The sequence below is a fragment of the Dictyobacter formicarum genome, assembly GCF_016587435.1.
On sequence record NZ_BNJJ01000009.1, the window covers coordinates 240229 to 264271 of the forward strand.

The window sequence follows — 24043 nt, forward strand, 5'->3', positions numbered from 1 at the left end:
AGGTTCGGGGCTTGTCCCCGATTTTTCGCTCACGCGTGAACATGTTCAAGAGACGATGTTATGTTTCCGTTCATCAGCCAGTCAATGGATGTTGACAAGCTTTACTTGTGGCTGCTACCCTACGATTGATATACTTTAAATCTTGAGTGCTGCGACAAAATGTATATGATCCTCAAACCTGGTAGCGCTGACCGCATTATTGCATTACATGATAAAGGGGGAGTACGGCATGCCGAAGAACTTTTTTGTGGAGCGGGCTGAATCGATTATGGAGCCGTTTCTGGCCGATTTACAGGCGATGGTCGATATTGATTCGGGAACGTATGTAAAAGCGGGTGTAGATCGGCTGGGACTCTGGTTACAGCAGCGTTTCCAACGGCTTGGTTTCCAGACCTACTTCGATGAGCAGCAGCAGTATGGGAATCACCTGGTGGCGGTCCATACTGGCAACAATCCACAGGGTCCTCGGTTACTGTTAATTGGGCATATGGATACTGTGTTCCCCGATGGTGAGGCGCGGCGACGTCCATTTTCGCGCACCCAATTGAATGGTGTGGCGATCGCCAAGGGACCGGGCGTGCTGGATATGAAGTCGGGCGTGCTGATCGGTATTTATGCTGTACAGCTATTGATTGAGGCGCAGCTGGCCAATTATCAGTCTGTCACCTTTGTCTGCAATAGCGATGAGGAGGTGGGTTCGCACTCTAGCCGTGCTTTGATTGGGAAACTGGCCCGCGAGTCTGATGCGGTACTGGTATTGGAGCCGGGGCGGGTAGTCAATCGTGTGGTTTCCTCGCGTCGAGGTATCGCCAACTATCGCGTGGAAGCGCATGGTATTTCCTCCCATGCTGGTGTGGAACCGGATAAAGGTCGCAACGCTATTCTGGAGCTTTCGCACCAGGTAATAGCTCTGCAGGCTATTAATGGCACGATTCCTGGTGTCAGTTTGAATGTCGGCGTTGTCCGGGGTGGCGAGCGCACCAATATTGTGCCTGATTATGCCTGCTGCGATATCGATGTACGTGTCAGTGACCGGGCTGGCTTGAAAGCCATTGAAGAGGCTATGCGTAATGTGATCTCCCGCCCTGTCCTGGATGGCACTCGCGTTGTGTTGTCGGGCGGCGTTAGCAATATGCCTTTTGAGCGTACCGAAGCTAGTCTGAAACTGGTGCAGTTGGTGCAAGCCGCGAGTGCGGACATGGGGCTGGAGATCGAGGATGTTCCCAGCGGCGGGGCTTCGGATGCCAATACGACGGCTGGCCTGGGTGTGCCAACCATCGATGGTCTGGGGGCGACCGGTGGCCTGGCCCATAATCCCGACGAATATATTGAGCTGGACCAGTTGCCTGTACGCATTGCTCTGGTCAGCGGTCTGTTACAACGTTTGTGCCAGTAGTCTCAACGTGGATAGTGAGTGAGTGAGCGCATATGAAATTTGGTAAACCTGAACTTCATGAACTTCCTGTTCCTGATATTGTTTCGCTTGGTGCCTATGCTGATCAGTTGCAGCGCGAAGCCGAGGCTCGTGGCGAGGTATTGCCTCCGCCTATTCGGCTACAGATTGGCGAGCCGAACTTTCGTACACCTGAGCATATTCGCCAGGCCGCGATTGAAAGTATTGCCAGCGAGGTACAGACCTATGGGCCAGCCAGCGGCTGGCCCTGGCTGCGTGAATTGCTGGCCGAGAAAATCGCGCGTGTGAATGGCTATACGGTGCAGCCCGCCAATATAGCGATTTCTATGGGTGGCACCGGCGGCATTTTATCCTCCCTGCTGGCGACCATAAATCCCGGGGATGAGGTGCTGATCCCCAATCCTTGTTGGCCAATCTATTTGCCCCAATTACAGATTGCCGGCGCTATCCCGGTGACCTATCCACTGGATCCGGCCAACGAGTGGTTGCCAGTTATTGAGCAGTTGGAGCAGCAGGTGACGCCACGCACGCGCATGCTGATGATTAATTCACCCGGCAATCCGACCGGAGCCGTTTTTCCGCGCCAGGTGATGGCGGAATTGCTCGCCTTTGCACGCCGCCACGATCTATATTTGCTCTCGGATGAATGCTACGATCAGATTATTTTCGAGGGCGAACATGTGAGCCCGGCCAGCCTGCTTTCTCGTAAGGAGTTTGAGGATGGACGCTTCATTGGCATCTACACGTTCTCGAAGACCTATGCCATGACCGGCTGGCGCATCGGCTATGTGGTGGCCGGCACCCGGCTAACCAAAACGATTGTGGATGTGCTCAATGCGAATCTAACCAATATCAGCACTCCCATTCAGCGGGCCGCCGCCGCCGCGCTCACCGGTCCTCAAGATTGCGTAGTAGAGATGCGCGAGAGCTATCGCCGTCGCCGCGATCTGGTGGTCAGGCAACTGAAAGAGTTTGGTCGCTATAGCTATACGCCGCATGGAGCATTCTATACTTTGATCAATGTCAGTGGACGCCATGGTGAGTCCCGGGGTGGTCGCCAGTTTGCGCTCGACTTGATCAGTGCCAGTAATGTAACCGTCACACCCGGCCAGGGCTTTGGCACTATCTCCGATGAATATGTGCGTATCTCGCTGGCCGCCTCCGAAGAAGAGTTGGCCCTTGGCGTCAAGGCTATCTGCCAGCTCGCCGATCGCTGAGCCTGGACCCAGCCATAGTTTCGGTAGCATAAAGGGTATCTATGCATCCAGTACGTCCCTTTGATGAGTATAAGTAATTGAAGGTTACTTGTGGAGACGAAGCGTCCGCAGGGACGCACCTACATGGAGATGAAAGGATGCTCTTTATGCTACAATCAGAAGCTATCCTGGATCAGGCGCTACAGGGGCCGCTGCCCGAAAACTGGCGCTTGTTCGATGGCCAGGGTAAACCGCTTGGTCTGGCCATTTTTTCGGCCCTGCTAGCCTTTATTTTTGTGGGCCTGCTGCAACTCGCCTTGCTGTTCTTTCTGGGGCCTTTCAGCGTTTTAAACTGGCTGGTTGCTACTCCTGCCCATATTCCAGCGGGTATTCAACCGGCGCTGCATGCTACGAACTGGCAGAATTTTGTGCCCTCGCTTCTCCATTTGAGCGCTTTTTTCTGGCTACTACCCATTTTAGTGGCCTTATTGATTGGTATCATCTCGTTCCTTAGAGGTAATCGAGTGCGCAAATCTGTACTGATCCTGACGCCTGGAGGTGTGGTGCAATGCATGAATTACGCCTCTAGCAGCAGACGGCAATTTAAGGTATTAGATTTTGCCGAGGTGCAGAAGCTGGCCCTGCATATGCGCTCAAACGACGACTCCAGCCACGCCCACGTCTGGTTAGATGTGCAGCACCACAATGGCAGTAGCGATCGCTGGCCGATCGATTCGCGCTATGGTCCCGTCGAGCAGATCGTGCAAACCATCATCGAGAATCACGCCCTGTATGCCGCCCGCGGCCCACAACCCGTCCTGTAACGCGCGGAATCAACAAGGGATTTACATGGGCGGTGGAGAAAATCGGACGCAAGGTCCGAATATATGGGGCGCATGGGAGGCGTTACGTGGGCGGTGGAGATAATCGGACGCAAGGTCCGAACCTATTTGTAGGCGACGACGCCGAAGGCTTCGGGATGGCGTACAACGCGTTTGAAGCCGGCTTCCTGTAGACGCTTTAAGGCGCCACGGGTGACGGTGCCTGCTGATTTGCTATTGAGGTCCCCGATATAGTGAAAGAGGCGCCCTCCCCGCTTGAGGATACGGTAGAGTTGTTGATAGAAGACTCCTGAGTAGAGATCTCCGGCCAGACTGAAGACGGGGGGATCATGGATGATGCGGTCGAAGCTGTTCTCTTCAAATGTGGGCACGAGGTCATAGGAGCTGCCCATTAGCTGGGTAATTCTGGGATTGGCAAACAGGTCGCGCGACCAGGGATTCTGGCGCGCGATGAACTGGGCCCCTGGATCTATCTCGATGGTAACGACCTCGTCGGCGCTCCTGGCCGCTTCAATTGCTGTATAGCCCAGGCCCGTTGCGGTATCCAGCACACGACCTGTCAGGGGAACAATGGCGGCCACCTTTTTGAGGGTATCCTCCATCGGGTCAATATCGACAATGCGATGCATGGTGAAGCCAGCTATCAACATGGTGGGCGTACGTCTGGTGGGCATGAGGCTACACATGCGGTTGGTATCCTCTGAGAAGAACCGGATTGGATGTATCTTGCCCTCCGCGTCCAGCACAAAGCAATTGACATCGGCTCGCTTAATCTTTTGCACCTGCTGCCAGTTGAGCTGTTCGCCCTCTGGAAACGTAACACCACTCTCTGAAAGTTGAACTGTGATAGTGCTGATGGCCAGGTCGGGCGAAAGCTCTAGCGAGCTTTCACCTTGCTTATGTGCTTGTTGTAGCTGCTCCGCCTGTACATAGGAGAGCACAATAGGATCAAAGGGATAAGGCATGAAACTCACTCCACTTACAACTGCGGTCGGATATCTCCAATACATGTGTCGGAACCACTGTAACATAGCCTCGATAGCGGGTCAATGCTTGCAATATAATAAAGTTTTGTGTCTTCAACCTCTGACGCTACGCGCCTCCAGCGCTCAAAAGGTCTTTTTATTGGTTGGTGCAGCCATTCGCGCAATGCGCGAATGGCTGCACCAACCAATAAAAAGGGCTCGGGCGCGCCAGCGCCCGAGCTATTTTGCATGTCTGGATTAGAATTATTCGCTTATGCGAATAATTCTGCTTCGCTTAGGGGACCAAGGGTGGTGATAATTTGTTTCTCGCGCATCGGGAAGTGCTTGAGGGCGCGCATCACATCTTCGGGCGTGATCTTCTCAATGCGCTCGATTTCTTCTTCTACGCTGACCAGGCGCCCTTCGGTAACCCAGTCGCCGGCCAGTGAGCGCATGCGGGAGAAAGTGGATTCGCTACTCAGTACGATGCCGCTGATCCATTTATCTTTGGCCCGGCGCAATTCATCTTCAAAGACGCCGTCGTTGAGCAGACTATCTAGCTCCTGGTTAAGCATTTTGATAACACGTGGCGCGTCTTGCGGGGTGGAGTTTGCCTCCATTAGCATAATGCCTGTGCCTTCCATGGCCCAGATGCCCGCGCTGGCGGATTCGGCCAGGCCGCGTTGATAGATGTTCCAGTAGAGGCGTGAACCGTCACTATCGCCCAGGATGCTGCCGCCGAGGACCGCTGCATAATAGTCGGGATGTTTGATATCTATGGCTGGCATGGCGATGATCATGATTTGCTGCTTCAGGTTTTTATCAACCATAACGTGGCGTTTGGAGGTGGCGGGTTCATAATGAGATGCATCACGGCCGCTATCGCCGGTGCGCCAGTTGCTGCAATGTTGTTCGGCCAGTTCAACGATATGGTCCCAGTCAAAATTGCCGGCCACTGCCAGAATCAGGTTATTAGCGGCATAGCGGCGCGTCCAATAGTCGCGCATCTGTTCAACGCGTATATTACGAATGCTTTCGCGCGTACCCAGCACATCGTGTCCCAGAGGATGATCGGCGAAATAGTCTTGCATCATACGACGGTAGGTGAGGTTATAGGGCTGATCCTCTGAGCGTGCGATCTCATTGATGATGACCTCTTTCTCCATCGTGAAGTCGGTCTCGTCGAGACGCGGGTACATCATATCGCTTAATAGTTCAAAGGCACGGTCTAGATATTCACCAAGCACACGAGCATAGTAGACAGTTGACTCATGGGAAGTGAAGGCATTGAGTTCGGCCCCAATTTTATTAAAGGCCAGCGTAATCTCCTGCCAATCAAGGCTCTTTGTACCCTTGAAGACCATATGTTCTAAGAAGTGAGAAACGCCTGCAATATCTGGATCGTATTCATCGCGTGAGCCTGTACATACATAGTAGGATACCGCCACCGATTCAAAGTCTGGCATCGGCTGACCAACGATCTGTAGGCCGTTACTGAGCGTGTGGGTGTGAAACACAGTTCCATTGGCTATGGTTTCTGACATAACTTGCTCCTCCAGTGTGCAAGGTGGTGTCTGTCGGCCTACCGCATGATAGCAGGCACGTTATTTGTCTTTACAGGCGTAGATTTTGCTTTCCTTGTAAGTAGCGTCATAGTAAATAGCATCATAGCCCCACCATGGATAGCTTGTCAAATGACCCGATTCACCCAACTATATCAAACTGTAGCATCACGTTGTTTAATATGTCAACAAGTGATATAGTACTAACGTGATCAATATTGCCTTCGGGACAATCGCTAATCTATGCGTTTCGCCAGGGATAATAGCTAATAACTGCTAAATTTATGCTAATGACATGCATTGATACGCGCTGATATTATGCATCAACTTTGTATTTATACAGCCGTTCTGCCTGTCATGTTGAATATGGCTAATGTGTGTGATATGCTACGCTTTAGAAATTTAGTGTAGCATGTGCTCATGCCAGCTAGACGACTTTTCAGCGCACTTTTGAGCGCTTTGGTTAGAAGAGGAGTTGTGGATGTCTGCCTCTACTTGGGGAGGAACGGATTTATTAGCCGAAGAAAACTATCCTTTACCGTTGCTGAAATTGCTTTTAAAACAGATGATGATGCGCTTTGGTGCCGATGGTGCCTGTATGGCATTGTATGATGAAGCAATCGGTCAGATGCGCGTGCGGGTGCACACTCGCTTGAAACGTGCGCGAGCAGCGGCCGCGAATTCCTCTTCGGTAGGTAGTGAACAGGCTCCTTATCCGACTGAGACGGCCAGAAGACGTGCTACGGTCAAGCTGAATATGGATGACGAGGAGACCTGGGAGGTAACGGCTATCTCGCCTGCCTCCCATCATCCTCGTTCTCAGTCGGCGGCCACGGATGATATTGTAGATGTGTCTCCTCAGCAGTGCGAGCTCTTTGTGCCGGGCTCAACCTATGCTCAGTCGCAAGATTTAATTGGTAGTTGCTGGCATAATAATGAAGCCTTTGTGATGCGCCATGATAATTATATGAAGCACTTCCGGGCTGACCAGTCCACCCCTCCTCATTGTGATGTGACGCCAGCCTATTACCTGGTCGTACCCATTCGGGAATCGACGTTGGTGGATGAAGCGTGTGGCGAGCCACGGCCAGCTGCTATGCTGGGTGTTGTGGTGCTGTACTATTATGTTGAGCCGATCGGCGTTACTCCGGTCTATGTTCAGAAGCAACGCGCTGAAGCTTTAAACTATAGCGAGCGGATCGCGCTTGCCCTGCAAAATTGTACCCTGCGCCTACAGGATGAGAGGCTGCGTCGCAAGCAGCGCCGTACCAGTGAGTATCTACAACTGCTGCAGAATATCAGTTCGGTTTTTCCTACCTCGGTGAAACTATCGGATCTGGTGGAGAATATCTATCACTTTGTGTCGCGAGTCGTTGATGTCTCAGGCATGCTTTTAACTCTTTACGATCGTGACCTTGACCGCTTATACGATATCTTTGCCATCAGCCATGGTCAGCGCGTGGAGGGTCTGGCGGAAAAGCCGACCGTTCGCCTCAAGACAGAACGCCCGGTCTGGTGGCATGAAACGCAACATGAGAAGCGTAAACTGCTGTTTTCACCGGCTAATGATACTGAGAAGGCGCATATCTATCAGGAACTGCTCACTGGCGTCTGGGGAGATCAGCGGCACACCCGGTCTTTCCTGTTGTTGCCAATGAAGATGTTCAATCGCGTAATCGGTACCATTTGCTTGACGAGTATGCAGTCCAATGCATATCAACACGAAGAGATTCAGGTGTTGGAGACGATGGTGCAGATTGTTACGGTCAGCATCGAGAATACCAAATTATATGAACGCGATCGCGCTATTTTGAATGATGCTCGCCAGCGCGAGGCGCAACTGGCGGCCATTAATAGTGCGTTGCAATCGATTAGTTCAGTGTTGAATGTGACCGAGCTTCTAAACAACCTGGTTGAGTCCGTGGCCGCGATCACTAAAGTTGAGTTATGTGTCTTTTTTGAGCCGTCGGCCTCCTCCGAAGAACTGATAGCCCATGCGCTCTATGCACCTTCTAGCGTGCAGATGGTGGATGATGGGAGCGGTATGCCGATCATTACACCCCCTAAAAAAGGTGAACCTGACAAGCTGATTAGTCTTATTCAGCTACCTTTTAAGGGCACCTTTCTTGAGCACATGGCTGATGAGGGGTTTTTCTACCTGGATCCACCCAAACTGGAGGAACTGGCCCGTTCAAGTAATGATGGCGGTAAGATCTTCTTGGGCGAAATGGGCATCGAACATATATTGATGGTCCCCATGTCGTATCAAACAGAATTCATTGGCTTTCTGGCGGTCCCAACTCCCAGTGGCAATCGCTTCTTCCGGCCCAAAGATGTCGGGACGGTGTTGGCTATCTGTGCCCAGGCCGCCAGTGCGATCCGTAATGCCCAGTTGTTTGAGCAACGCGAGGAGGCCTATGCCCGATTGGAGCGCATGGACAAGTTGAAAGACGAGTTCCTGGTGACGGCTTCTCATGAGTTGCGTACGCCTCTAACCGCCATTAGCGGCTATTCCAGTCAATTAAAGCGCCAGAGTGCGCGGGCCACCTCGCAAACCGTCCTGCGGTTCGCCACCAAAATATCGGTCGCGGCCCAGCAATTGAGCGATCTGGTCGCCAGCATTACCGAAGCGGCCCAGATTGGTCCTGGTGATCGCAAGATGGACCTTCACATAGAGGCAGTGCAAGTCCTGGCCGCGGCCGAAGTCGCCGTCAATATGCTGACGCACAACTCTGAGCATATGATTTCCCTGAACATTGATCCCCAGCTCTGGATTAATGGCGATGCACCACGGGTACGTCAGGTCTTAACCAATCTGCTGGAGAATGCCACTAAATACTCACCGCCTGGCACCATGATCCAGGTTACGGCCACCTCCTTATTGCTTTCGGAGGTTGAGCCCCTTCTCTCTGATGATCAGGCCGATCCAACATTATTATTGGACAACGAAGATATTTCTGTTATATTGGTACGTGTCAAAGACAAGGGTGAAGGCATTCTGGCCGCTGACCAACAGAAAATCTTTGAAAAATTCGTACGCGCCCCACGTTCATTGACCACGCCGGTCCGTGGTTCCGGGCTGGGATTATACATCTGTCGCCGCTTTGTAGAGGCGATGAATGGCAAGCTCTGGCTAGAACAGAGCATCGCCAATGAAGGCTCGACCTTTAGTTTTTATTTGCCTCAGGTAAGTTCTCCCGTTGATACTGTTGAATAGGTAGAATTGAAGCATGCACGCAAAAGATATGTCCAATACTCCAACTCCACAAAAAATTCTTGTTGTCGACGACGAAGCCATCATTAGAGATATGATGACCGACATTCTGGACATGGAGGGGTATTCCATTGAGGTTGCCCACAATGGACGCGAAGCCCTTGATATACTGGCTACGGCCGACGCACAGATGAGCTATTTAATTTTCCTGGACCTCATGATGCCGGTATTGGATGGCTATGAATTTAGCCGCACACTCAGCCAGAACCCTGCTCGCCGCCAACAACACATCATCGTCCTTATGTCTGCCCTGGATCAACTCGCTAAAGCCACATCGCTCCAGGTCAACCAGACCATGCCCAAACCCTTTACCGTCGACGACATCATGCACATCATCCAAACCTACATGCCATCCGATATTTGAAATCGGGCGCAAGACCCGGGCCCTTTTCATGTGATCGTGCAAAAATCGCGCCCGGCGCGATTTTTGCACGATCACATGAAAACATGTTGAGCGCCGCAGGCGCGTATCTTCATGGGCCGAAGGCGCGAACCCTCGACATATAAAAAATCGAGCACAACGGCATAAAACACGGCCGCACCGTGTTTATTATCTTGTCAGCCAACCTCTGACACGCTATAGTAAGGCTAGGGAAATTCCAATTTCCCCCAAAACTAAAAGAATAACTTTGATAAGCAACCACCTTATCAAAAGGTTCTGAAGGGGCAACACAGTGGCTGACTTTATCCTTACTTTACACAACTATAACGTCTATTGCGTCTTCTTATCAGCATTGGTCGCAGGGGTCTGGGGACTCATCGTCTACTTTCAAAAGCGGGAGAACATCAAACCCTGGCGTATTTCATTGCTGGTTGCCTTTGCTTTCGGAGTGCTACAGGGCCTGCTTGGTCTCTCCATGGTCGCTATGGGCTTAAAACCCGGTGGTGGCACTGGACTCTATTATCTACATTATGTATATGGCGGTATTGTTGCACTGGGCATTCCACTGGTCTGGCTGAGCTTCACGACCAATGGAAAGGATAAACGACGAGATGTGCTGATCTATAGCCTGGGCGCTCTGGTGATTGCTATTGTGGCGGTACGCGCCTGGATGACTGGCCCGGCCGCATAACTCGTGTAGCCAGGATGCAGTTTGACGGTTCTTGTTGATCGAGTATTTTTTTAAGGAACTGGAACAAAAATGCGAGCTTCTTTTATTCATGTGGCCGATACCCATCTCGGATATGAGCAATATGGCGTCCGTGAGCGTTTCAATGATTTTAGTCGGGCTTTCTGGGACGTGATTGACGCGGCAATCGAACGCCATGTCGATTTCCTGGTCATTGCAGGTGATCTGTTCAATAAGCGTGCCATTGATGCTTTGACGCTGATCCATGCCATTGAAGGTTTAAAGAGGCTGCATGATTTGCAGATTCCGGTGATCGCGATTGAGGGTAACCATGATCGTAGTTATTACCGGGATGGCGTGTCCTGGCTGCAGTTTTTATGTTATCAAGGCTACATCAAATTGCTGGCCCCGATGATGCAGAATGGGGCACCACAGCTAACGCCCTGGCAGCCTGATACTATGCTGGGCAGTTATATTGATTTGCTGGATGGCCAGTTGCGTGTCTATGGTCTGCCCTGGCAGGGGGCAGCCACTTCTCGTGTGCTGGAAGGAATGGCCCAGGCCTTGAAAGAGGCAGAGGCCGCAGAGAATGAGCAGGGGGTTGCCTATCGTCTGCTGATGATGCATACAGGCGTGGACGGCATCGTGCCGCGCGTGCAAGGTCTGCCAACCCTGGGCCAGTTCCAGGCCCTTTCCAACCAGATCGATTACCTGGCGCTGGGTCATGTCCATAAACCATACGAGTTCGATGGCTGGATGTATAATCCTGGTTCCACTGAAACCTGTGGCGCGGAAGAGTCGCAATGGGAGGACCGTGGCTATTATTATGTCGAGATCGATACCGACGAACCTGAACGCATCATTGATCCGGAGCGCAAAGAGCGTGTGCATCACGCTGTCCGTTTAGTGAGTCGTCGAAGACCTTTTGTGCGTTATGATTTACGGGTGGATGGTCTGGCGGAACCAGAAGTATTATATCAGCGCCTTGAAGATTATTGCCGCCGTGAAGGTCCGGCTTATCGAGGCGTGGAGCCCGTAGTACAGATCCATTTGAGCGGCACGCTGGCTTTTGATGCTGGCTCGCTGGATCAACAACGTATGGAAGAAGTGGTACGCCGTTATTTTGAGCCACTACATACCCGCATCGATAATGCCACTAACGACCAGGATTATGTTCCTGATGATGGCGATATCGATGGACGTGATCGATCGATGTGGCACGAACTGGAACGACGCATCTTTGAAGAACTGGTTGGCCTGGATAGCCGTTATTTACCCGCTAAAGAGCAATGGAGTTCCGTCCTGAGTGAATTGAAGTCTTCCGCCCTTCACAAAGAAGAGCCAGAACAGATCGCCGAGTTCTTACGGGAGAAGCGGGCATCTTTACTCCCGCCTGTGTAAGTTGCTACTTGTAGTTGTGTTCGTTATGTTAGTAGACAGAATAAACCTGTACAAACTCGTGTTTTTCGTGATTAAATAATCTTATAGGCGTTTGTATTTCTGGTTCCTTGTTTCTTTGCTTATGCTTTTGGAGTCGTATAGAAAACTAATAGATTGTGTCTCTGTAATCACCCATGGCTCTAAGGATGGATGTCTCTTATAGGCTATGAGGGCGGATTCTTTCGGCGGGGAGTATGATTGTTATGTCTGATCTGATTTTACGGCTGGCTGCCATCGTGCTGATCGCTGTCTTTGTGCTGGTATTTGTACTTGCTGCTCGTCGTTTCGTGTTTGAATACCGGCGGCACACGCACGTTTCTGCACCTGTTGATGCTTTAGCTCCTCTTCCCAGTATTGACGTATCTGCAAGTGAAGATGTGGTTGAGCGCACGAGTAGTACATCCGTAGCGGTGCGGGTACGTATTCTCGCTTTTGGCAGTGAAGAAGATCAGCAATGTCGTATTTTGCAGGCTCCGGTGTTGCGCCGTGTGGTTGAGGCCAAAGGCAATGTGGTGTCGGTCATGAATGTGGATATATCCAGTTCGCCCGAACTGGCGCAACGCTATCATGTATTGACGGTGCCAACCACTGTATTGCTGGATGCAAATGGCAAGACGTACGCGGTTAATTATGGCTTTACCAATGCACAGAGCTTGATCAAACAAGTCGATGAAATTCTCACTATGGATAATGCACAGGAAGCACTTTCATAGCCTGTTGCGGCCTGGCCGCTAGCCATGCAGTGTTCATGCGAGTATTTTTTTGAATTGTTTGAATTATAAGGATTAGCGGCGCAAACGTGTGCCTTTTCTCACCGGCCCCTTCGGCGCAGGCGTTAGACTATTGTGTCTTTTCTCTCCTCACCTTGAAATAAAGCAATCAGCCAGCGATTGAATGAAAAATTGACTGCAAGCTTATGATAATGCCCATTGCCTCTTTGATCTAGTTGCATTTAAAAAAGCCGGTGCAGAATTTGGAGGGGGCGGTTATACTGGATGCAAGTATAGGCTCTTTCCTGTACTGCTCACTCGTATGGGTGGACTTCGTAGTGTCTTCTCTCAATGCTTTGAGAAGGAGAGGATATATGCGACAGACAATGCGTGTAACACCCTTTCAACATACCATTTGTCCTCCGGTATGCCGCTTACAAGATGCTGCATGGAATTATGCACATGGTGGTTGGCGCGTACTTCCCCTCTATGGCCTGGTTGCTGATGGCTCATGCGCCTGCGGCCAGTTACAATGCTCACAGCCAGGACAACATCCGCGCCTGGTGGATGGCGTTCAGCGAGCGACCACCGATTCTGTGACACTTCAACGCTGGTGGACGCAAGACGAGCAGGCGAATATTGGTATTGCTACCGGAGATGGTTTAGTGGTGATCGATGTTGATCCTTTGCGAGGTGGATTCCTGGAGCATTTCAGACAGCTCTATGCGATACCTGAAACGGCTATGACCCGGACAGAGCAAGGTAACTGGCAGCTTTACTTTACCTATAATCGAACCCTTACCCTCCGCACTACGAAGAATAAGCTTGGTCCAGGCATAGACACCTACGGCGAAGGCGGTTATGTAGTGGCTCCTCCCAGCCTGCTTACCCAGGGTCGCGTCAGCTGGATAAATACAGCTACTCCGGCACGACTCCCCGCGGTCATCTTACCTTTTTTACTTGGTTCCCACCTGTATAGCCCGGCCTGGTCCACGAGAGAGCAGCATCCCTCGCCTGCGGCCCGTGAACTGGCCCGCCTCCTTTTAAGTCGATCCGCTATCCCTGACTGTGAAGTAAATTAGCCTCCTCAAATTTCTTCCATATATTGGTGCGGCAGGTGCGCATGGAGCACCTGCCGCACCAATATGTTAAGAGTGTGTCTGAAAGCTATGCTTTTCGCGCCTGCGGCCCCTGACGCTACGCGCCTGCGGCGCTCAACATGTTTTATGTGATTGTGAAAAACGTGCGCCAGGCGCACGTTTTTCACAATCACATAAAATTGGCTCGGGTGCGCATGCACCCGCCCGTACGGGGGCACTTAACTTCCTCATAAAAATGGGAATCAGACACTCTGCTAAAAACTAAAGGAGGAGGAGCGAAAGAGGTTTTTCGCTCCTCCTGCAAGGGAAGGTTGGTAGCCTTAATGCGGAAGATGTTGAGTGCTGTTGGGCTACATCTATATCTATCGGACCCCACAAAGAAAACTTGAATTTTGCTACCAATAAAATGTACCTTGACCCATTTTATTGGTAAAAAAATATATTGCTGCTGATGCCGCTGGACAGCGGCATCAGCAGCAATATATTTAAATCTTCATGCCACCTAAATTGCCGAAGCCACTCAGGCTACTCTTCAAATCATCGGCTGAATTAAAGGTCTTGTCTGGAAGTTTTTCCATCATGCTGATGATCTGATCATTGACGCCGCGGCTGCGAGCTTGCTGGATCAGGCTGTCCTTGCTAATGGGATATGGCAGTGAATTCAAAATCTGGTCGATTTGTCCAGCATTGATATTCATGTGTGTTACCTTTCTGTGCAGTACACGAATTGCGTACACCGTTACGTGTATGATGTCATCCCTGGCAATAAAAATCCTATCACCATGAGTATACTGACAGCTATCAGGGACCAGTTTAAATATTAAAATTTGTGAGTTTTATCAAATGCATAAAACTATCAATAGTTACGTTTCTTGTAACATATCTTGAGATACCAGCGATTGTTTGTTTGAGATCGTTAATAAGCTGAGGTATATGATGCATCAAACCCGGCATACAGCTTCCTTGAAACAATCGGACGAACCAGAAGAATCGCATCCATCATCGGTAGCCCTGCTTTATCAGCGATATGCGGCTAATATCCTGATGTATATTCGTTCACGTGTGGCTACTAAAGAAGATGCAGAGGATATATTGCTGGAAGTATTTATGGCTGCGTTACAAAATAAAACGCCGCTCCATCTAGGTGAGAATGAGCAGCTGACATGGCTACGACATGTAGCGCGCAACAAGATTGTTGATCGCTACCGGCAGCAGAGACGCCGCCCGACGATGGCGTCTCTGGAAGATGTTGCCGAGACGCTTTTTGCCTGCGATGAGGAGGCACCAGAAGCTCTTGCATTGAGAAATGCAGATTATGATGAGCTACTCATCCACCTGGCTGATCTTTCTCAAATCCAGCAAGAGATTTTGCATCTCCGTTTTGCCAGGGAGCTGAGCACGAAAGAAATTGCTCAGCAACTACAGAAAAGCGATGGAGCTATTCGTACGATGCTTTCGCGCACTCTAAATCATTTGCGAGATATATATGAGCAGTACCGGGGAGGAAAATAATCTATGGAGCCGCATGACGAGTCGAGCCAGCCCTTCCGCCCGGAGTCTATAGATGAACAGATAGAGCAACTTGCCCGCGTGAGAGATCAACACGACTCAGGTCGCAATAGAGCTGGAGCGCCTACGGTTGCTGCACTCAGGAATATCTATCAAGAGAATGAGGCTATTCTGGAACGCGTGCGGGCGCGTATTGGTCAACTGGAAGCAGAGCAGTCAGGAGCCTATATTCCTGACTCTGTTCAGATAGCGGACCACGCACGCAGGCGTAAGCGCCGTGGTTGGCTGAGCACGATCGCGCTGGTCGCCGCCATCTTGATCGTCCTGCTCAATGTGCTGGCCTTTAAAATGTTTATATCGGGTGGCCATGTCACCACAAAAACGACGCAGCATGATGCGCCACGCCTGGGTAAACAGCATTGTTCCTTTAACGCCGATCCGGATGCTTTTGGGCTCAGCTGGTCTGCGCAGGGAAAGATTGCTGTTATTAGCAATAGTGGGCGTATACAAATACTGGATGCCCGTACATGCTCGCCTGTTGCTAACTTTAAGTACCCAGCTTCAGCGAGCTACTGGCCCGCACAACTGGCAGCTGGCGTCGCCTGGTCGCCCGATGGTCAGCGCCTGCTGTTGGAACGGGTTGGAGTTGGAAGTATTCTGGATGGCAATACGGGTAAGCTGCTAGCCAGCTACTCTCCTGATCCAGCCAGGGTCAACAATCAGCACGATACTGCCGTGTATAGCTCGGCCTGGTCGCCCGATGGCAAGCAGGTGGTATCCGTTGTGGATACTGTGACCTCGGATGGAGCCATGCCGACCCAGAGTGTAAGGATCTGGGATGCCAGGAGCGGGGCTTTCGTGCGCACGCTGATGACTGGCCTGCATAACGCCACAGAAGCTGATATCGCCTGGTCACCTGATGGCCATTATATCGCCTTTGGCGTGGTCGCTATCAACGCCCCCAAAAATATTGCCTATGTCTGGGATGCCAGCACCGGGCGCCTGGTCCAACATCTGGATCCCATGGGCTATGGAGGATCAGGTAGCGACCTCGCAGACCAGGAAAAAATCGCCTGGTCTCCCGATAGCAGGCAACTGGCTACTTATTGCTCTGATTTCTTACAGGTCTGGAATATTCCAACTGGCAAGAGTACTTTTGCCCTGTTAGGTGAACTTCAGCCGCCCAACTCAGTCCAACTGGCCTGGTCGCCCAATGGAAAACATATCGCCATGGCCAATTTCTTCCATGTAAGCTTACGCCTGCTGGATGTTGCTAGCCGCAAGGTTAGCTACACCTATCCAGCCCAATTAACTGACAATCATGGTGTCAGGGCTATTGCCTGGTCTCCTGATAGTTCTATGCTCGTCACGGCATCCGATGGTGTCGACCCAAAAACGCAACGCCTGAGCACCACTATCAGAATCCTGGGTGCGCAATAAACAGAGTAACCTTTTTATCCAAACCTCTGTTGCCAATTTGGCAATGGGCTTTACATTTTCGTAGGAACCATTTTTTGTTGAAATTTATAAGGAAAGTGTATGCAGAATTATAGATCTATCACTCTGGAAGGCGCGCAGCGTTTCCTGGCTGATCGCGGCGGAGCTCCAGCCTCAGAAGTTCGTCAGCTTTCTGGTGGAGAGTTTTCACGCGCCTACGCCTATCGGCAGGAGGAGCAAGTCCTGGTGGTGCGCTTCAGTGCTACGAGTACAGCTTTCGAGAAGGATCGCTCGGAAACACCTTCGACGATGATAGGAGCGGTGCGCTGAAGGGATGGCGTGCCACCTTCGCTGCCGGAATACTCGACGAAAAACGGTATATGGCACTGCACGCCGAGCTGGTGCGCTATCTTGATTGGTGTCCCGAAGAGCGTTGTCTCCTCCATGGTGACTTTGGCTTCAGCAACGCGCTCACCAAGGTAGATAGGCTTTCGGGCATCCTGGATTGGGGCCTGAGCCTGTATGGTGATCCGGTCTATGACGTTGCGCGGATGAATTTCTGGGCCGAGGCGATGCCCGCGGGCCACATCGATTGGCTCAGTGCCTTCACAGAATATCGGCACACTCACAACCTGCCGCCGTTTGAGAATCTGTCCCTTCGTTTGCACTGTTATGAGCTGTATCACGGCCTGTGGCACGCCCGGTATTGTGCCCTTACCAACCAGCCGCGTGGTATTGGTTGGGCTCTCCACAAAGCCGAGGCAGCCGCAGTAGCCCTGCGCGCGGCCACCCGTTCCTTATAAACAGCTCATCACTGTCTGGCAAAACTGTCTGGCAGATATGTAGAGTACCGATGAAAGTGAATTATAACATCCGCTTTCATCGGTACCTACTTGCTAGAGGATGAGCGAGCAGGGGGTTACCATACTGCTCGTTATCCTACGGATCGACGCCGTTTAGAGTGGTCTTTCGGTCAGCCGTTATGGATACCCCGCTGACTACAGCCGTCACAACCGCATTACCACTTGACGTATTACTAATAGTACAGTTAACATCAACTGTTCCAGTAGGAGTGGCCGTGGTGACACGTATCGAATCCGAAAGTGGCAATGTCACATGCGGTGAACTTGCTGTGAATGTTTCGAAGCTTGTTGTAGCAGGACCACCAGGTGCATCAGATGTGACACCTGTGCCGCCGAAACTGCACACCACCCTCGTATTATTGTCTGTCGCCGTAATCGGAATAGTCGCATTCATAATAAACTTGCTCCCTGCCGGTCCCCCTGGCACAGTTATGCTTGCCACTGTTACTGTGTTAGGACACGCGGGGGTAGTACTCCCTGCCGGAGGTGTACGCTGGCAGGAGAAAGCCGTAGTTGCTCCGTTCACTACGTCAAACCCCTCAGCCTCTCCCGGAGGGCCTGATGGACCAGTTGGGCCAGTGGGACCAGTTGGGCCAGTGGGACCAGTTGGGCCTGATGGACCGGTGGGGCCGGTGGGACCAGTCGGGCCGGTGGGACCAGTCGGGCCGGTTGGGCCTGATGGACCTGATGGACCTGATGGGCCGGTTGGGCCAGTCGGGCCGGTTGGGCCAGTGGGACCAGTTGGGCCAGTAGGACCGGTGGGGCCAGTAGGACCGGTGGGGCCTGATGGACCACTAGGACCTGATGGGCCAGTGGGGCCGGTTGGGCCGGTTGGGCCGGTTGGGCCAGTGGGACCGGTGGGGCCAGTCGGGCCGGTTGGGCCTGATGGACCACTAGGACCTGATGGGCCAGTGGGGCCGGTTGGGCCGGTTGGGCCAGTAGGACCAGTAGGACCGGTGGGGCCTGATGGACCACTAGGACCTGATGGGCCAGTAGGACCGGTTGGGCCAGTGGGACCAGTGGGGCCAGTAGGACCGGTTGGGCCAGCAGGACCACTAGGACCTGATGGGCCAGTAGGACCAGTAGGACCAGTAGGACCAGTAGGACCGGTTGGGCCAGCAGGACCACTAGGACCTGATGGGCCAGTAGGACCGGTTGGGCCAGTGGGACCAGTGGGGCCTGATGGACCTGATGGACCTGATGGGCCACTAGGACCTGATGGGCCACTAGGACCAGTGGGGCCAGTTGGTCCTCTTACTTTTATGATGATGATTTTCCTCTTGCACTTTTCGCATTTTTCATGGGAGGGCTGACCTTGGCTGCTAAAGGAGCCCTTGTCTTCATAGCTGTTATCATAGCTACTATGGGAGGCTTTGCCTTTATAGCTACTATGGGAGGCTTTGCCTTTATAGCTATTATGGGCGGCTTTGCTCTTATAGCTATTGTGAGAGGCTCTATCCTCATAGCTATTATAGTAGGCTTTGTCCTCATAGCTATTAACAGAGGCCTTCTTATGGCTTTTATTGTAAGAGCTCTTATTGCTCTTATTGTTCTTATAAGAAGACCTGTTTTGGCTAGAGGCGTGCCCGAACTTATCATTGGTTGAGTGGGACTGCATCGCGTGAGGTTGCATCGAATGAGCATGACCCGAATCAACCTGAACTGAACGAGATTGAGCAAGGGCTCCTGCCAGCATACTGGCAGAAATTATTGCCAGCACACAAATCAGTAGTGCAGCTCCCATCACGTTTAACTTTTTCATAGGCAGTATTTCTCTTCCTTTTTAATGGTTAACCAAGAGAGCATATGCCTGTTTCCTTCAAAGATATAAGAACAAGAGATAGAAGCTATCAGCGCAAAAAAGAAGATAATGCTAGTAACCCCATACAACATAGGTTATTTCTTGCTCTGATAAATCTCTCCCCTTATTAGAAGAGGCTGCTCTGTTCTTAGTATAGAAGGTAAATATAAGTTACATATTTAAATACGAATTGAAAAAAGTAGTATGTTATTTACTTGATAACGTTTAATTATTGGTATACAAAACAGATAACATGATTAAGATGATATATGTGTTCTTAATAATATTCTTTATATATTTTTTTACTCCCAAAAATTTATACCTTTATTATAAAAATAAATATAAAATTGTAATAATTACGGTACCACCATGTTTGATACTACTATAAATATTAATTAAAATATATAATATGAATAATGAGATAAATATTTAAAGATGCATAAAAACATATTTTCTGACAGATTCATTGAATTGCAACCAGAGTTCATAGGTGGAAAAAGATTTGATGTTATGTACACAAATATGTCCCACATGAAACATGGGTCATCCTTCTGTATTAAATCTGGGATGATCCATGTTTTGTGTGGGATGGGCGTAAAATCAGAAACGGAGATTCAACCTGGTCCAACCCCTCTCGCGCGCTGTTGTAATGAGCTGGTGTCTTGTCGTGATCAGCAGCGGGATGAGGAGGTAAATGCCGATAAAGAGGCTATAGAGTAGATAGAGTATTTGACCGGAACTAAGCGGCTGGTAGACCACAAAGGGATACCACAAGGCACTGAACTCAGGCGCATAGTAGCATAAAAGCTCATTTCCCTGCCAGGTGGGAGCGCAGACATTGCGTAGTGCATCGTCTGCATAGACCGCGCCTTCAATACCAACCCAGATAGATAGGCAAAGCACCAGGATGATTACAATATTCATCCACAAGGAGGCATCGCGCCATCGCAAGCGCACAGCGAGTGCAAAGGAGGCCGGGATCGACGCAAAGAGCAGGTAACGCGGCCCCCAGAACCAGCCACCGTGCCAGGACCAATAGCACGAGTAGATCAGTAGCAGGCCAACGAGGAATCCTATCCATAGGGTATAGATAGCAAACAGATCCACCTTTGTCGCGCTCTTAACCTTACGTAGGGTCTGGCGAATAGGGAGCAGCAAGCCCGGAGCAAAGAAGAAGATGCCTTTCCCAAAGGAAAGGAGTAATGAACTCAGACCAAAAAAGATGGGATAGCTGAAGCCTGGCCTTCCGGAGTAGGGCATAATGGTGCGCGCTACCTGTTCACCGGCGTAGCCACTGGCAAACGGACTACCACGCCGGATCCAGGCTTCAAGCATGATTAGAGCTGCCCCAATAATGATCACCAGAGCATAACGCATACGTTTGTTGGCGAGCATATGTTTGGTGCCCAGCAGGATCAAACCGATGATCGTGGCAGGGGTATTGACTACACCCAGGATAATGGCACACCAGCCCACTGTAACGGGGCCAACAACAATTGCTATACAGCCGACAGCAACAAAGATGGCAGTAAATACCTCTCCAAAGTAGAACAAGAGGTGGTGAGAGAACATCGAGGCCACGGTGAGGAGCAAGAAAAACTTGCGCAGCAGGCCGCGATCGATGTGATCCTTTAGTAGCCGGTAGGTAACAAGCAGACCTGCGCCAAAGACGAAGACGTTATAATGTGTGGTCCACCAGAACGTTTGACCGACCTTGTCCAGCGTCCAGAAAGGGATTGAGAAGAGAGGCATAACGAGCGAATACTTCGTGTCAGGTATCTTGCCCCGGGTTATTAGCTCTGACAGAGCTTCGAATCTGAACCCGCCATCAGGCCACCACATAACATGCTGCAAAAGAAAAAAATTCCCCAGCAGGCCCAGCCCTATCAAGGCAATTTCAAACCAGGCAATGAGCGTTCCAGGGCGTAGCCTCCTTTGCTCAAGGGATTGGTTCAGGTGTGTCTCTACTTTTACATACTCTTTAAGCATAAAGTATCCTTCTATCTCTTTTGTCTTGTGGAATGAGCGCGATCAAACGATTTTTTTCCGTCGGCTACCCACCAATTGTGATGCGGGTTGCTCAGAAACTGGCGCATCATGCGGCGTGCCCTGGTCGGTCAAGCTCTGCTTAAGTTGACCCTGGTGAGTGCGGTACTGGTTCGATAGGTTCCATCTTTGGAGTCGCTTTAAAAATAAGTGCGAGATATTGCCAATGCCATCCTTGATAGTATGCAGCTTTTCTTTTCCCACTCGTGTCCGATACAAAATGGGAACCTCCGCGCAATTAAAACCTCTTACATATGCCTCGATTTTCAATTCTTGTGAAAAAGGCATACCAGATGATCGCACATCCAGGCTTGGCCAGATCTCTCTTTTAAATACCCACATCCCTGATTGTGAGTCCTTGAATGGCCATCTGAAAAGCATTCTGATAGCGTGTGTCAACATCCAGTTACCAAGTTGATGAGAGAAACGCATAGCCTCTTTATCAAGGTAGGTTAAGCGGTCGGTATTTATAAACTCTAAATTTTCTTCCTCCATTTTCTTAATAAGTTGAGGTAGTATTGAAAATGGATAGGTCAAATCGGCATCTCCAGTGGCGATAATCTCCCCCGAAGCGTTTGCAAAGCCTGCAAGATACGCATTACCATACCCTCGAATTGGTTGTACTATCACTATTGCCCCATGCTCGCGCGCAATCTGAGCCGTTCTATCTGTTGATCCGTTGTCTATGACTAAAATTTCGGTTCCATATCCCATTTGCTTCAGGGCAGAAATGGGAATCTCTTGAAGGACCAGGCCAATACCTTTTTCTTCGTTTAAAGCAGGTATTACTATGCTGATTTTTGTCATCTATTTACCTCCACCTTTTATTCACCGCTGGCAACGCTTCTGATGACATGATAACTAGCGACACCAAATTATTCGGGATAAACATAAAGAATACGTATAATATTGATATAGGAGTAAAAGAAAGTAAAAAGATAAACTTGCATTTTCGGGGAGGTTGCGGGCTATTGCCTATGAACTGGTGAACTGTGAGATCTCACCAGCCTTCTACTTTACTGTAGCAAATCTGCAAGTATTTTGGGGGATATGGGTAGAATGAAATTAAACAATCACTATTCAGCAGGGGTTCCAGCAGGCCTCAAGGCTTATTAACGATGTGGAAAAGAAAATAAGCCAGAGAGGGGTATAAAAGTTCCCCACAAATTCCCCTCACATTCCGCCTGACAAAGCGGACACAGAGACGCAGGGAACTTGAATAGTGACATTAAAAGCGAAGGGTTGCAGAGGAGAACAGAATCATGAATGATATTCAGGTAAAAAGCAAAGAAATACAATTAGAAACAATTGAGCATGAATTAAATGTAGAAGAAGATATAGAAGCAAAGTATTTCTATATCATAAAAAACATCATACAAAAAGGGAAAAAAGTAGAATATCTTTTGATCGTGGCTAGTTTTCTATTAGCCTTGATGTTAAGAATAACTGTGATACCGTTTGAAAGTGCGGACTATCACACTTATCTTATCGTGTGGTATAATTTTATCCACACATATGGCGGATTTGCCGCATTAAAATACACTGTTGGTAACTATACCCCCTTCTATCTCTATTTTATTGCGCTGATAACATATATTCCGCTTTCACCACTTGTGTTGTTCAAAGCGCTCTCTATCTTCTTTGATTTTGTGCTGGCCTTTGGGGTCTATCTCATCGTCAAACTCAAATACCAGAGCAGCTACGTACCGCTTATTGCCTCACTGCTCGTGTTATTTGCCCCAACCATTTTTCTGAACAGCGCTCTGTGGGGTCAGTGTGACGTGATCTATACCGCGTTCGCTGTAATGGGCTTGTACTTCTTCTTGAGGAAACGCCCTGGATTCGCCTGTTTATTTTTCGGCCTCTCACTCTCATTTAAGCCACAAGCAGCCTTTCTGCTTCCATTGTTGCTCTTTTTATGGATGAAAAGGGAGGTTTATCTCAAGCATCTGGTTATAATACCAGCCTCTTACCTGGTGATGATTTTTCCTGCTTTCCTCCTTGGTAGGCCATTTACGGATTTATTAACCATATACCTGACAGCTGCCGGGGATGTGCCATATATAACCCTCAATGCTCCCAACTTCTGGCAGTGGTTCCCGAACTCTCAGTTTTCGATCCTTCATGATGCAGCTTTGGTCTTGACTATGGCATGCATCGCTATGCTGTATTTTGTTGTGTATGCGCGTCAGCAAAAAGTTTCGTCCCACCTGCTGATCCTGCTGGCGTTGATTTTTGTGCTCTGTGTTCCGTTTTTCATGCCACAGATGCATGAAAGATATTTCTACATGGCAGATGTCATATCTATTATTTACGCCTTCTATGTACCCAGGCAATTCTATCTTGCCATTGCTGTACAACTGGCGTCACTGTTCGCTTATCTGCCTTTTCTGTTTGTTATGACAGTGATCAACCTATCCTGGTTACCCTTCCTCATTTTAGGGGCCATGATCATTACGATCGGCACATTAATCAAAGCCCTCTATTTTGCAGACCATCAGCACATAGCCACGCAAGTAGAGAATGAGGCACCCTTGGAAAATATACCGATAGCCACGCAAGTAGAGAATGAGGCACCCTTGGAAAATATACCGATAGCCACGCAAGTAGAGAATGAGGCACCCTTGGAAAATATATCCATTCCTTAAAGAAGCCATCACAGTCTCTATTCCTTTTTTACCAAAGACGAGCGAGAAAGCCTCACTCATTCATGGTGGGGCTTTCTCGCTCGCTGTTTTTTGTTTGAGGCATGTGATAGGTCAGTTGGTCGGTTGAGCCGTAGTTGTCCACTTTACCGGTGAGAACCTGCAAGTA

22 protein-coding genes are annotated in these 24043 nt (G+C 50.0%); 14 read left to right on the forward strand and 8 right to left on the reverse strand.

Annotated elements, in window-relative coordinates:
* The first annotated feature begins 229 nt into the window (after positions 1-229).
* From JMI88_RS17425 to JMI88_RS17435, 3 genes are all read left to right on the forward strand, one after another.
* Complete coding sequence (locus tag JMI88_RS17425) at positions 230-1396, forward strand: M20 family metallopeptidase (RefSeq protein WP_201363201.1); 1167 nt, start codon at positions 230-232, stop codon at positions 1394-1396.
* Positions 1397-1428: 32 nt separating this feature from the next.
* The gene (locus tag JMI88_RS17430) at positions 1429-2631 is read left to right on the forward strand and encodes a pyridoxal phosphate-dependent aminotransferase (protein WP_201363202.1); all 1203 of its coding nucleotides are present in this window, start codon (positions 1429-1431) and stop codon (positions 2629-2631) included.
* A 146-nt stretch (positions 2632-2777) separates the two neighbouring features.
* A complete protein-coding gene (locus JMI88_RS17435; RefSeq protein WP_201363203.1) occupies positions 2778-3434 on the forward strand; it encodes a hypothetical protein in 657 nt (218 codons plus the stop codon).
* Between the two features lie 122 nt (positions 3435-3556).
* Here JMI88_RS17435 and JMI88_RS17440 read toward each other — a convergent pair whose 3' ends face one another.
* Positions 3557-4417: a class I SAM-dependent methyltransferase gene (locus JMI88_RS17440; RefSeq protein ID WP_201363204.1), complete on the reverse strand. Its 861-nt coding sequence runs from the start codon at positions 4415-4417 to the stop codon at positions 3557-3559.
* A gap of 272 nt (positions 4418-4689) precedes the next feature.
* The gene (locus JMI88_RS17445) at positions 4690-5961 is read right to left on the reverse strand and encodes a M16 family metallopeptidase (RefSeq protein WP_201363205.1); all 1272 of its coding nucleotides are present in this window, start codon (positions 5959-5961) and stop codon (positions 4690-4692) included.
* A gap of 499 nt (positions 5962-6460) precedes the next feature.
* On the opposite strand from JMI88_RS17445, the gene JMI88_RS17450 reads away from it, so the two are divergent.
* From JMI88_RS17450 to JMI88_RS17475, 6 genes are all read left to right on the forward strand, one after another.
* Entirely contained in the window at positions 6461-9196 is a 2736-nt protein-coding gene (locus JMI88_RS17450) for a sensor histidine kinase (RefSeq protein WP_201363206.1), read from the forward strand.
* Positions 9197-9209: 13 nt separating this feature from the next.
* Positions 9210-9617, forward strand: a complete 408-nt coding sequence (locus JMI88_RS17455) for a response regulator (RefSeq protein WP_201363207.1) — start codon at positions 9210-9212, stop codon at positions 9615-9617.
* A gap of 310 nt (positions 9618-9927) precedes the next feature.
* Positions 9928-10326 carry a hypothetical protein gene (locus JMI88_RS17460; protein ID WP_201363208.1) on the forward strand — a complete coding sequence of 133 codons (399 nt, stop codon included), beginning with the start codon at positions 9928-9930 and terminating at the stop codon, positions 10324-10326.
* Between the two features lie 69 nt (positions 10327-10395).
* On the forward strand, positions 10396-11724 hold the full coding sequence (locus JMI88_RS17465) for a metallophosphoesterase family protein (RefSeq protein ID WP_201363209.1): 1329 nt from the start codon (positions 10396-10398) through the stop codon (positions 11722-11724).
* A gap of 242 nt (positions 11725-11966) precedes the next feature.
* Positions 11967-12476, forward strand: coding sequence for a thioredoxin family protein (locus JMI88_RS17470; protein WP_201363210.1), 510 nt, complete (start codon positions 11967-11969; stop codon positions 12474-12476).
* 371 nt (positions 12477-12847) lie between these two features.
* Entirely contained in the window at positions 12848-13555 is a 708-nt protein-coding gene (locus JMI88_RS17475; RefSeq protein ID WP_201363211.1) for a bifunctional DNA primase/polymerase, read from the forward strand.
* Positions 13556-14058: 503 nt separating this feature from the next.
* On the opposite strand, the gene JMI88_RS17480 is transcribed toward JMI88_RS17475, so the two are convergent.
* Positions 14059-14271, reverse strand: coding sequence for a DUF2795 domain-containing protein (locus tag JMI88_RS17480; RefSeq protein ID WP_201363212.1), 213 nt, complete (start codon positions 14269-14271; stop codon positions 14059-14061).
* Between the two features lie 235 nt (positions 14272-14506).
* On the opposite strand from JMI88_RS17480, the gene JMI88_RS17485 reads away from it, so the two are divergent.
* From JMI88_RS17485 to JMI88_RS17500, 4 genes are all read left to right on the forward strand, one after another.
* Complete coding sequence (locus tag JMI88_RS17485; RefSeq protein WP_236022946.1) at positions 14507-15085, forward strand: RNA polymerase sigma factor; 579 nt, start codon at positions 14507-14509, stop codon at positions 15083-15085.
* Between the two features lie 3 nt (positions 15086-15088).
* A complete protein-coding gene (locus JMI88_RS17490; RefSeq protein ID WP_201363213.1) occupies positions 15089-16522 on the forward strand; it encodes a WD40 repeat domain-containing protein in 1434 nt (477 codons plus the stop codon).
* Positions 16523-16621: 99 nt separating this feature from the next.
* Positions 16622-16849 (forward strand): hypothetical protein, encoded by a 228-nt coding sequence (locus JMI88_RS17495; RefSeq protein ID WP_201363214.1) that lies wholly within the window; start codon positions 16622-16624, stop codon positions 16847-16849.
* 29 nt (positions 16850-16878) lie between these two features.
* Positions 16879-17322, forward strand: coding sequence for a phosphotransferase (locus tag JMI88_RS17500; RefSeq protein WP_505712010.1), 444 nt, complete (start codon positions 16879-16881; stop codon positions 17320-17322).
* A 136-nt stretch (positions 17323-17458) separates the two neighbouring features.
* Here the strand turns inward: JMI88_RS17500 and JMI88_RS39410 are convergent, their stop codons facing one another.
* From JMI88_RS39410 to JMI88_RS17515, 5 genes are all read right to left on the reverse strand, one after another.
* Positions 17459-17908: a hypothetical protein gene (locus JMI88_RS39410; RefSeq protein ID WP_236022947.1), complete on the reverse strand. Its 450-nt coding sequence runs from the start codon at positions 17906-17908 to the stop codon at positions 17459-17461.
* The gene (locus JMI88_RS39415) at positions 17908-18609 is read right to left on the reverse strand and encodes a hypothetical protein (RefSeq protein ID WP_236022948.1); all 702 of its coding nucleotides are present in this window, start codon (positions 18607-18609) and stop codon (positions 17908-17910) included. Before JMI88_RS39415 ends, JMI88_RS39410 begins: the two co-directional genes overlap by 1 nt.
* 33 nt (positions 18610-18642) lie before the next feature.
* Positions 18643-18981, reverse strand: a complete 339-nt coding sequence (locus JMI88_RS39420; protein ID WP_236022949.1) for a hypothetical protein — start codon at positions 18979-18981, stop codon at positions 18643-18645.
* A gap of 802 nt (positions 18982-19783) precedes the next feature.
* Positions 19784-21172, reverse strand: a complete 1389-nt coding sequence (locus JMI88_RS17510; protein ID WP_201363217.1) for a hypothetical protein — start codon at positions 21170-21172, stop codon at positions 19784-19786.
* Positions 21173-21214: 42 nt separating this feature from the next.
* Complete coding sequence (locus JMI88_RS17515) at positions 21215-22036, reverse strand: glycosyltransferase family 2 protein (protein ID WP_201363218.1); 822 nt, start codon at positions 22034-22036, stop codon at positions 21215-21217.
* Between the two features lie 455 nt (positions 22037-22491).
* On the opposite strand from JMI88_RS17515, the gene JMI88_RS17520 reads away from it, so the two are divergent.
* Positions 22492-23877 (forward strand): putative hexosyltransferase, encoded by a 1386-nt coding sequence (locus JMI88_RS17520; protein ID WP_201363219.1) that lies wholly within the window; start codon positions 22492-22494, stop codon positions 23875-23877.
* Positions 23878-24043 lie beyond the last annotated feature (166 nt).

Excerpts from the sequence above, each read along its gene's own strand:
- JMI88_RS17425 (WP_201363201.1), top strand. The coding sequence starts at position 230 with ATGCCGAAGAACTTTTTTGTGGAGCGGGCTGAATCGATTATGGAGCCG.
- JMI88_RS17430 (WP_201363202.1), top strand. The coding sequence starts at position 1,429 with ATGAAATTTGGTAAACCTGAACTTCATGAACTTCCTGTTCCTGATATT.
- JMI88_RS17435 (WP_201363203.1), top strand. The coding sequence starts at position 2,778 with ATGCTACAATCAGAAGCTATCCTGGATCAGGCGCTACAGGGGCCGCTG.
- JMI88_RS17440 (WP_201363204.1), bottom strand. The coding sequence starts at position 4,417 with ATGCCTTATCCCTTTGATCCTATTGTGCTCTCCTATGTACAGGCGGAG.
- JMI88_RS17445 (WP_201363205.1), bottom strand. The coding sequence starts at position 5,961 with ATGTCAGAAACCATAGCCAATGGAACTGTGTTTCACACCCACACGCTC.
- JMI88_RS17450 (WP_201363206.1), top strand. The coding sequence starts at position 6,461 with ATGTCTGCCTCTACTTGGGGAGGAACGGATTTATTAGCCGAAGAAAAC.
- JMI88_RS17455 (WP_201363207.1), top strand. The coding sequence starts at position 9,210 with ATGCACGCAAAAGATATGTCCAATACTCCAACTCCACAAAAAATTCTT.
- JMI88_RS17465 (WP_201363209.1), top strand. The coding sequence starts at position 10,396 with ATGCGAGCTTCTTTTATTCATGTGGCCGATACCCATCTCGGATATGAG.
- JMI88_RS17470 (WP_201363210.1), top strand. The coding sequence starts at position 11,967 with ATGTCTGATCTGATTTTACGGCTGGCTGCCATCGTGCTGATCGCTGTC.
- JMI88_RS17475 (WP_201363211.1), top strand. The coding sequence starts at position 12,848 with ATGCGACAGACAATGCGTGTAACACCCTTTCAACATACCATTTGTCCT.
- JMI88_RS17480 (WP_201363212.1), bottom strand. The coding sequence starts at position 14,271 with ATGAATATCAATGCTGGACAAATCGACCAGATTTTGAATTCACTGCCA.
- JMI88_RS17485 (WP_236022946.1), top strand. The coding sequence starts at position 14,507 with ATGATGCATCAAACCCGGCATACAGCTTCCTTGAAACAATCGGACGAA.
- JMI88_RS17490 (WP_201363213.1), top strand. The coding sequence starts at position 15,089 with ATGGAGCCGCATGACGAGTCGAGCCAGCCCTTCCGCCCGGAGTCTATA.
- JMI88_RS17495 (WP_201363214.1), top strand. The coding sequence starts at position 16,622 with ATGCAGAATTATAGATCTATCACTCTGGAAGGCGCGCAGCGTTTCCTG.
- JMI88_RS39420 (WP_236022949.1), bottom strand. The coding sequence starts at position 18,981 with ATGATAAGTTCGGGCACGCCTCTAGCCAAAACAGGTCTTCTTATAAGA.
- JMI88_RS17510 (WP_201363217.1), bottom strand. The coding sequence starts at position 21,172 with ATGCTTAAAGAGTATGTAAAAGTAGAGACACACCTGAACCAATCCCTT.
- JMI88_RS17515 (WP_201363218.1), bottom strand. The coding sequence starts at position 22,036 with ATGACAAAAATCAGCATAGTAATACCTGCTTTAAACGAAGAAAAAGGT.
- JMI88_RS17520 (WP_201363219.1), top strand. The coding sequence starts at position 22,492 with ATGAATGATATTCAGGTAAAAAGCAAAGAAATACAATTAGAAACAATT.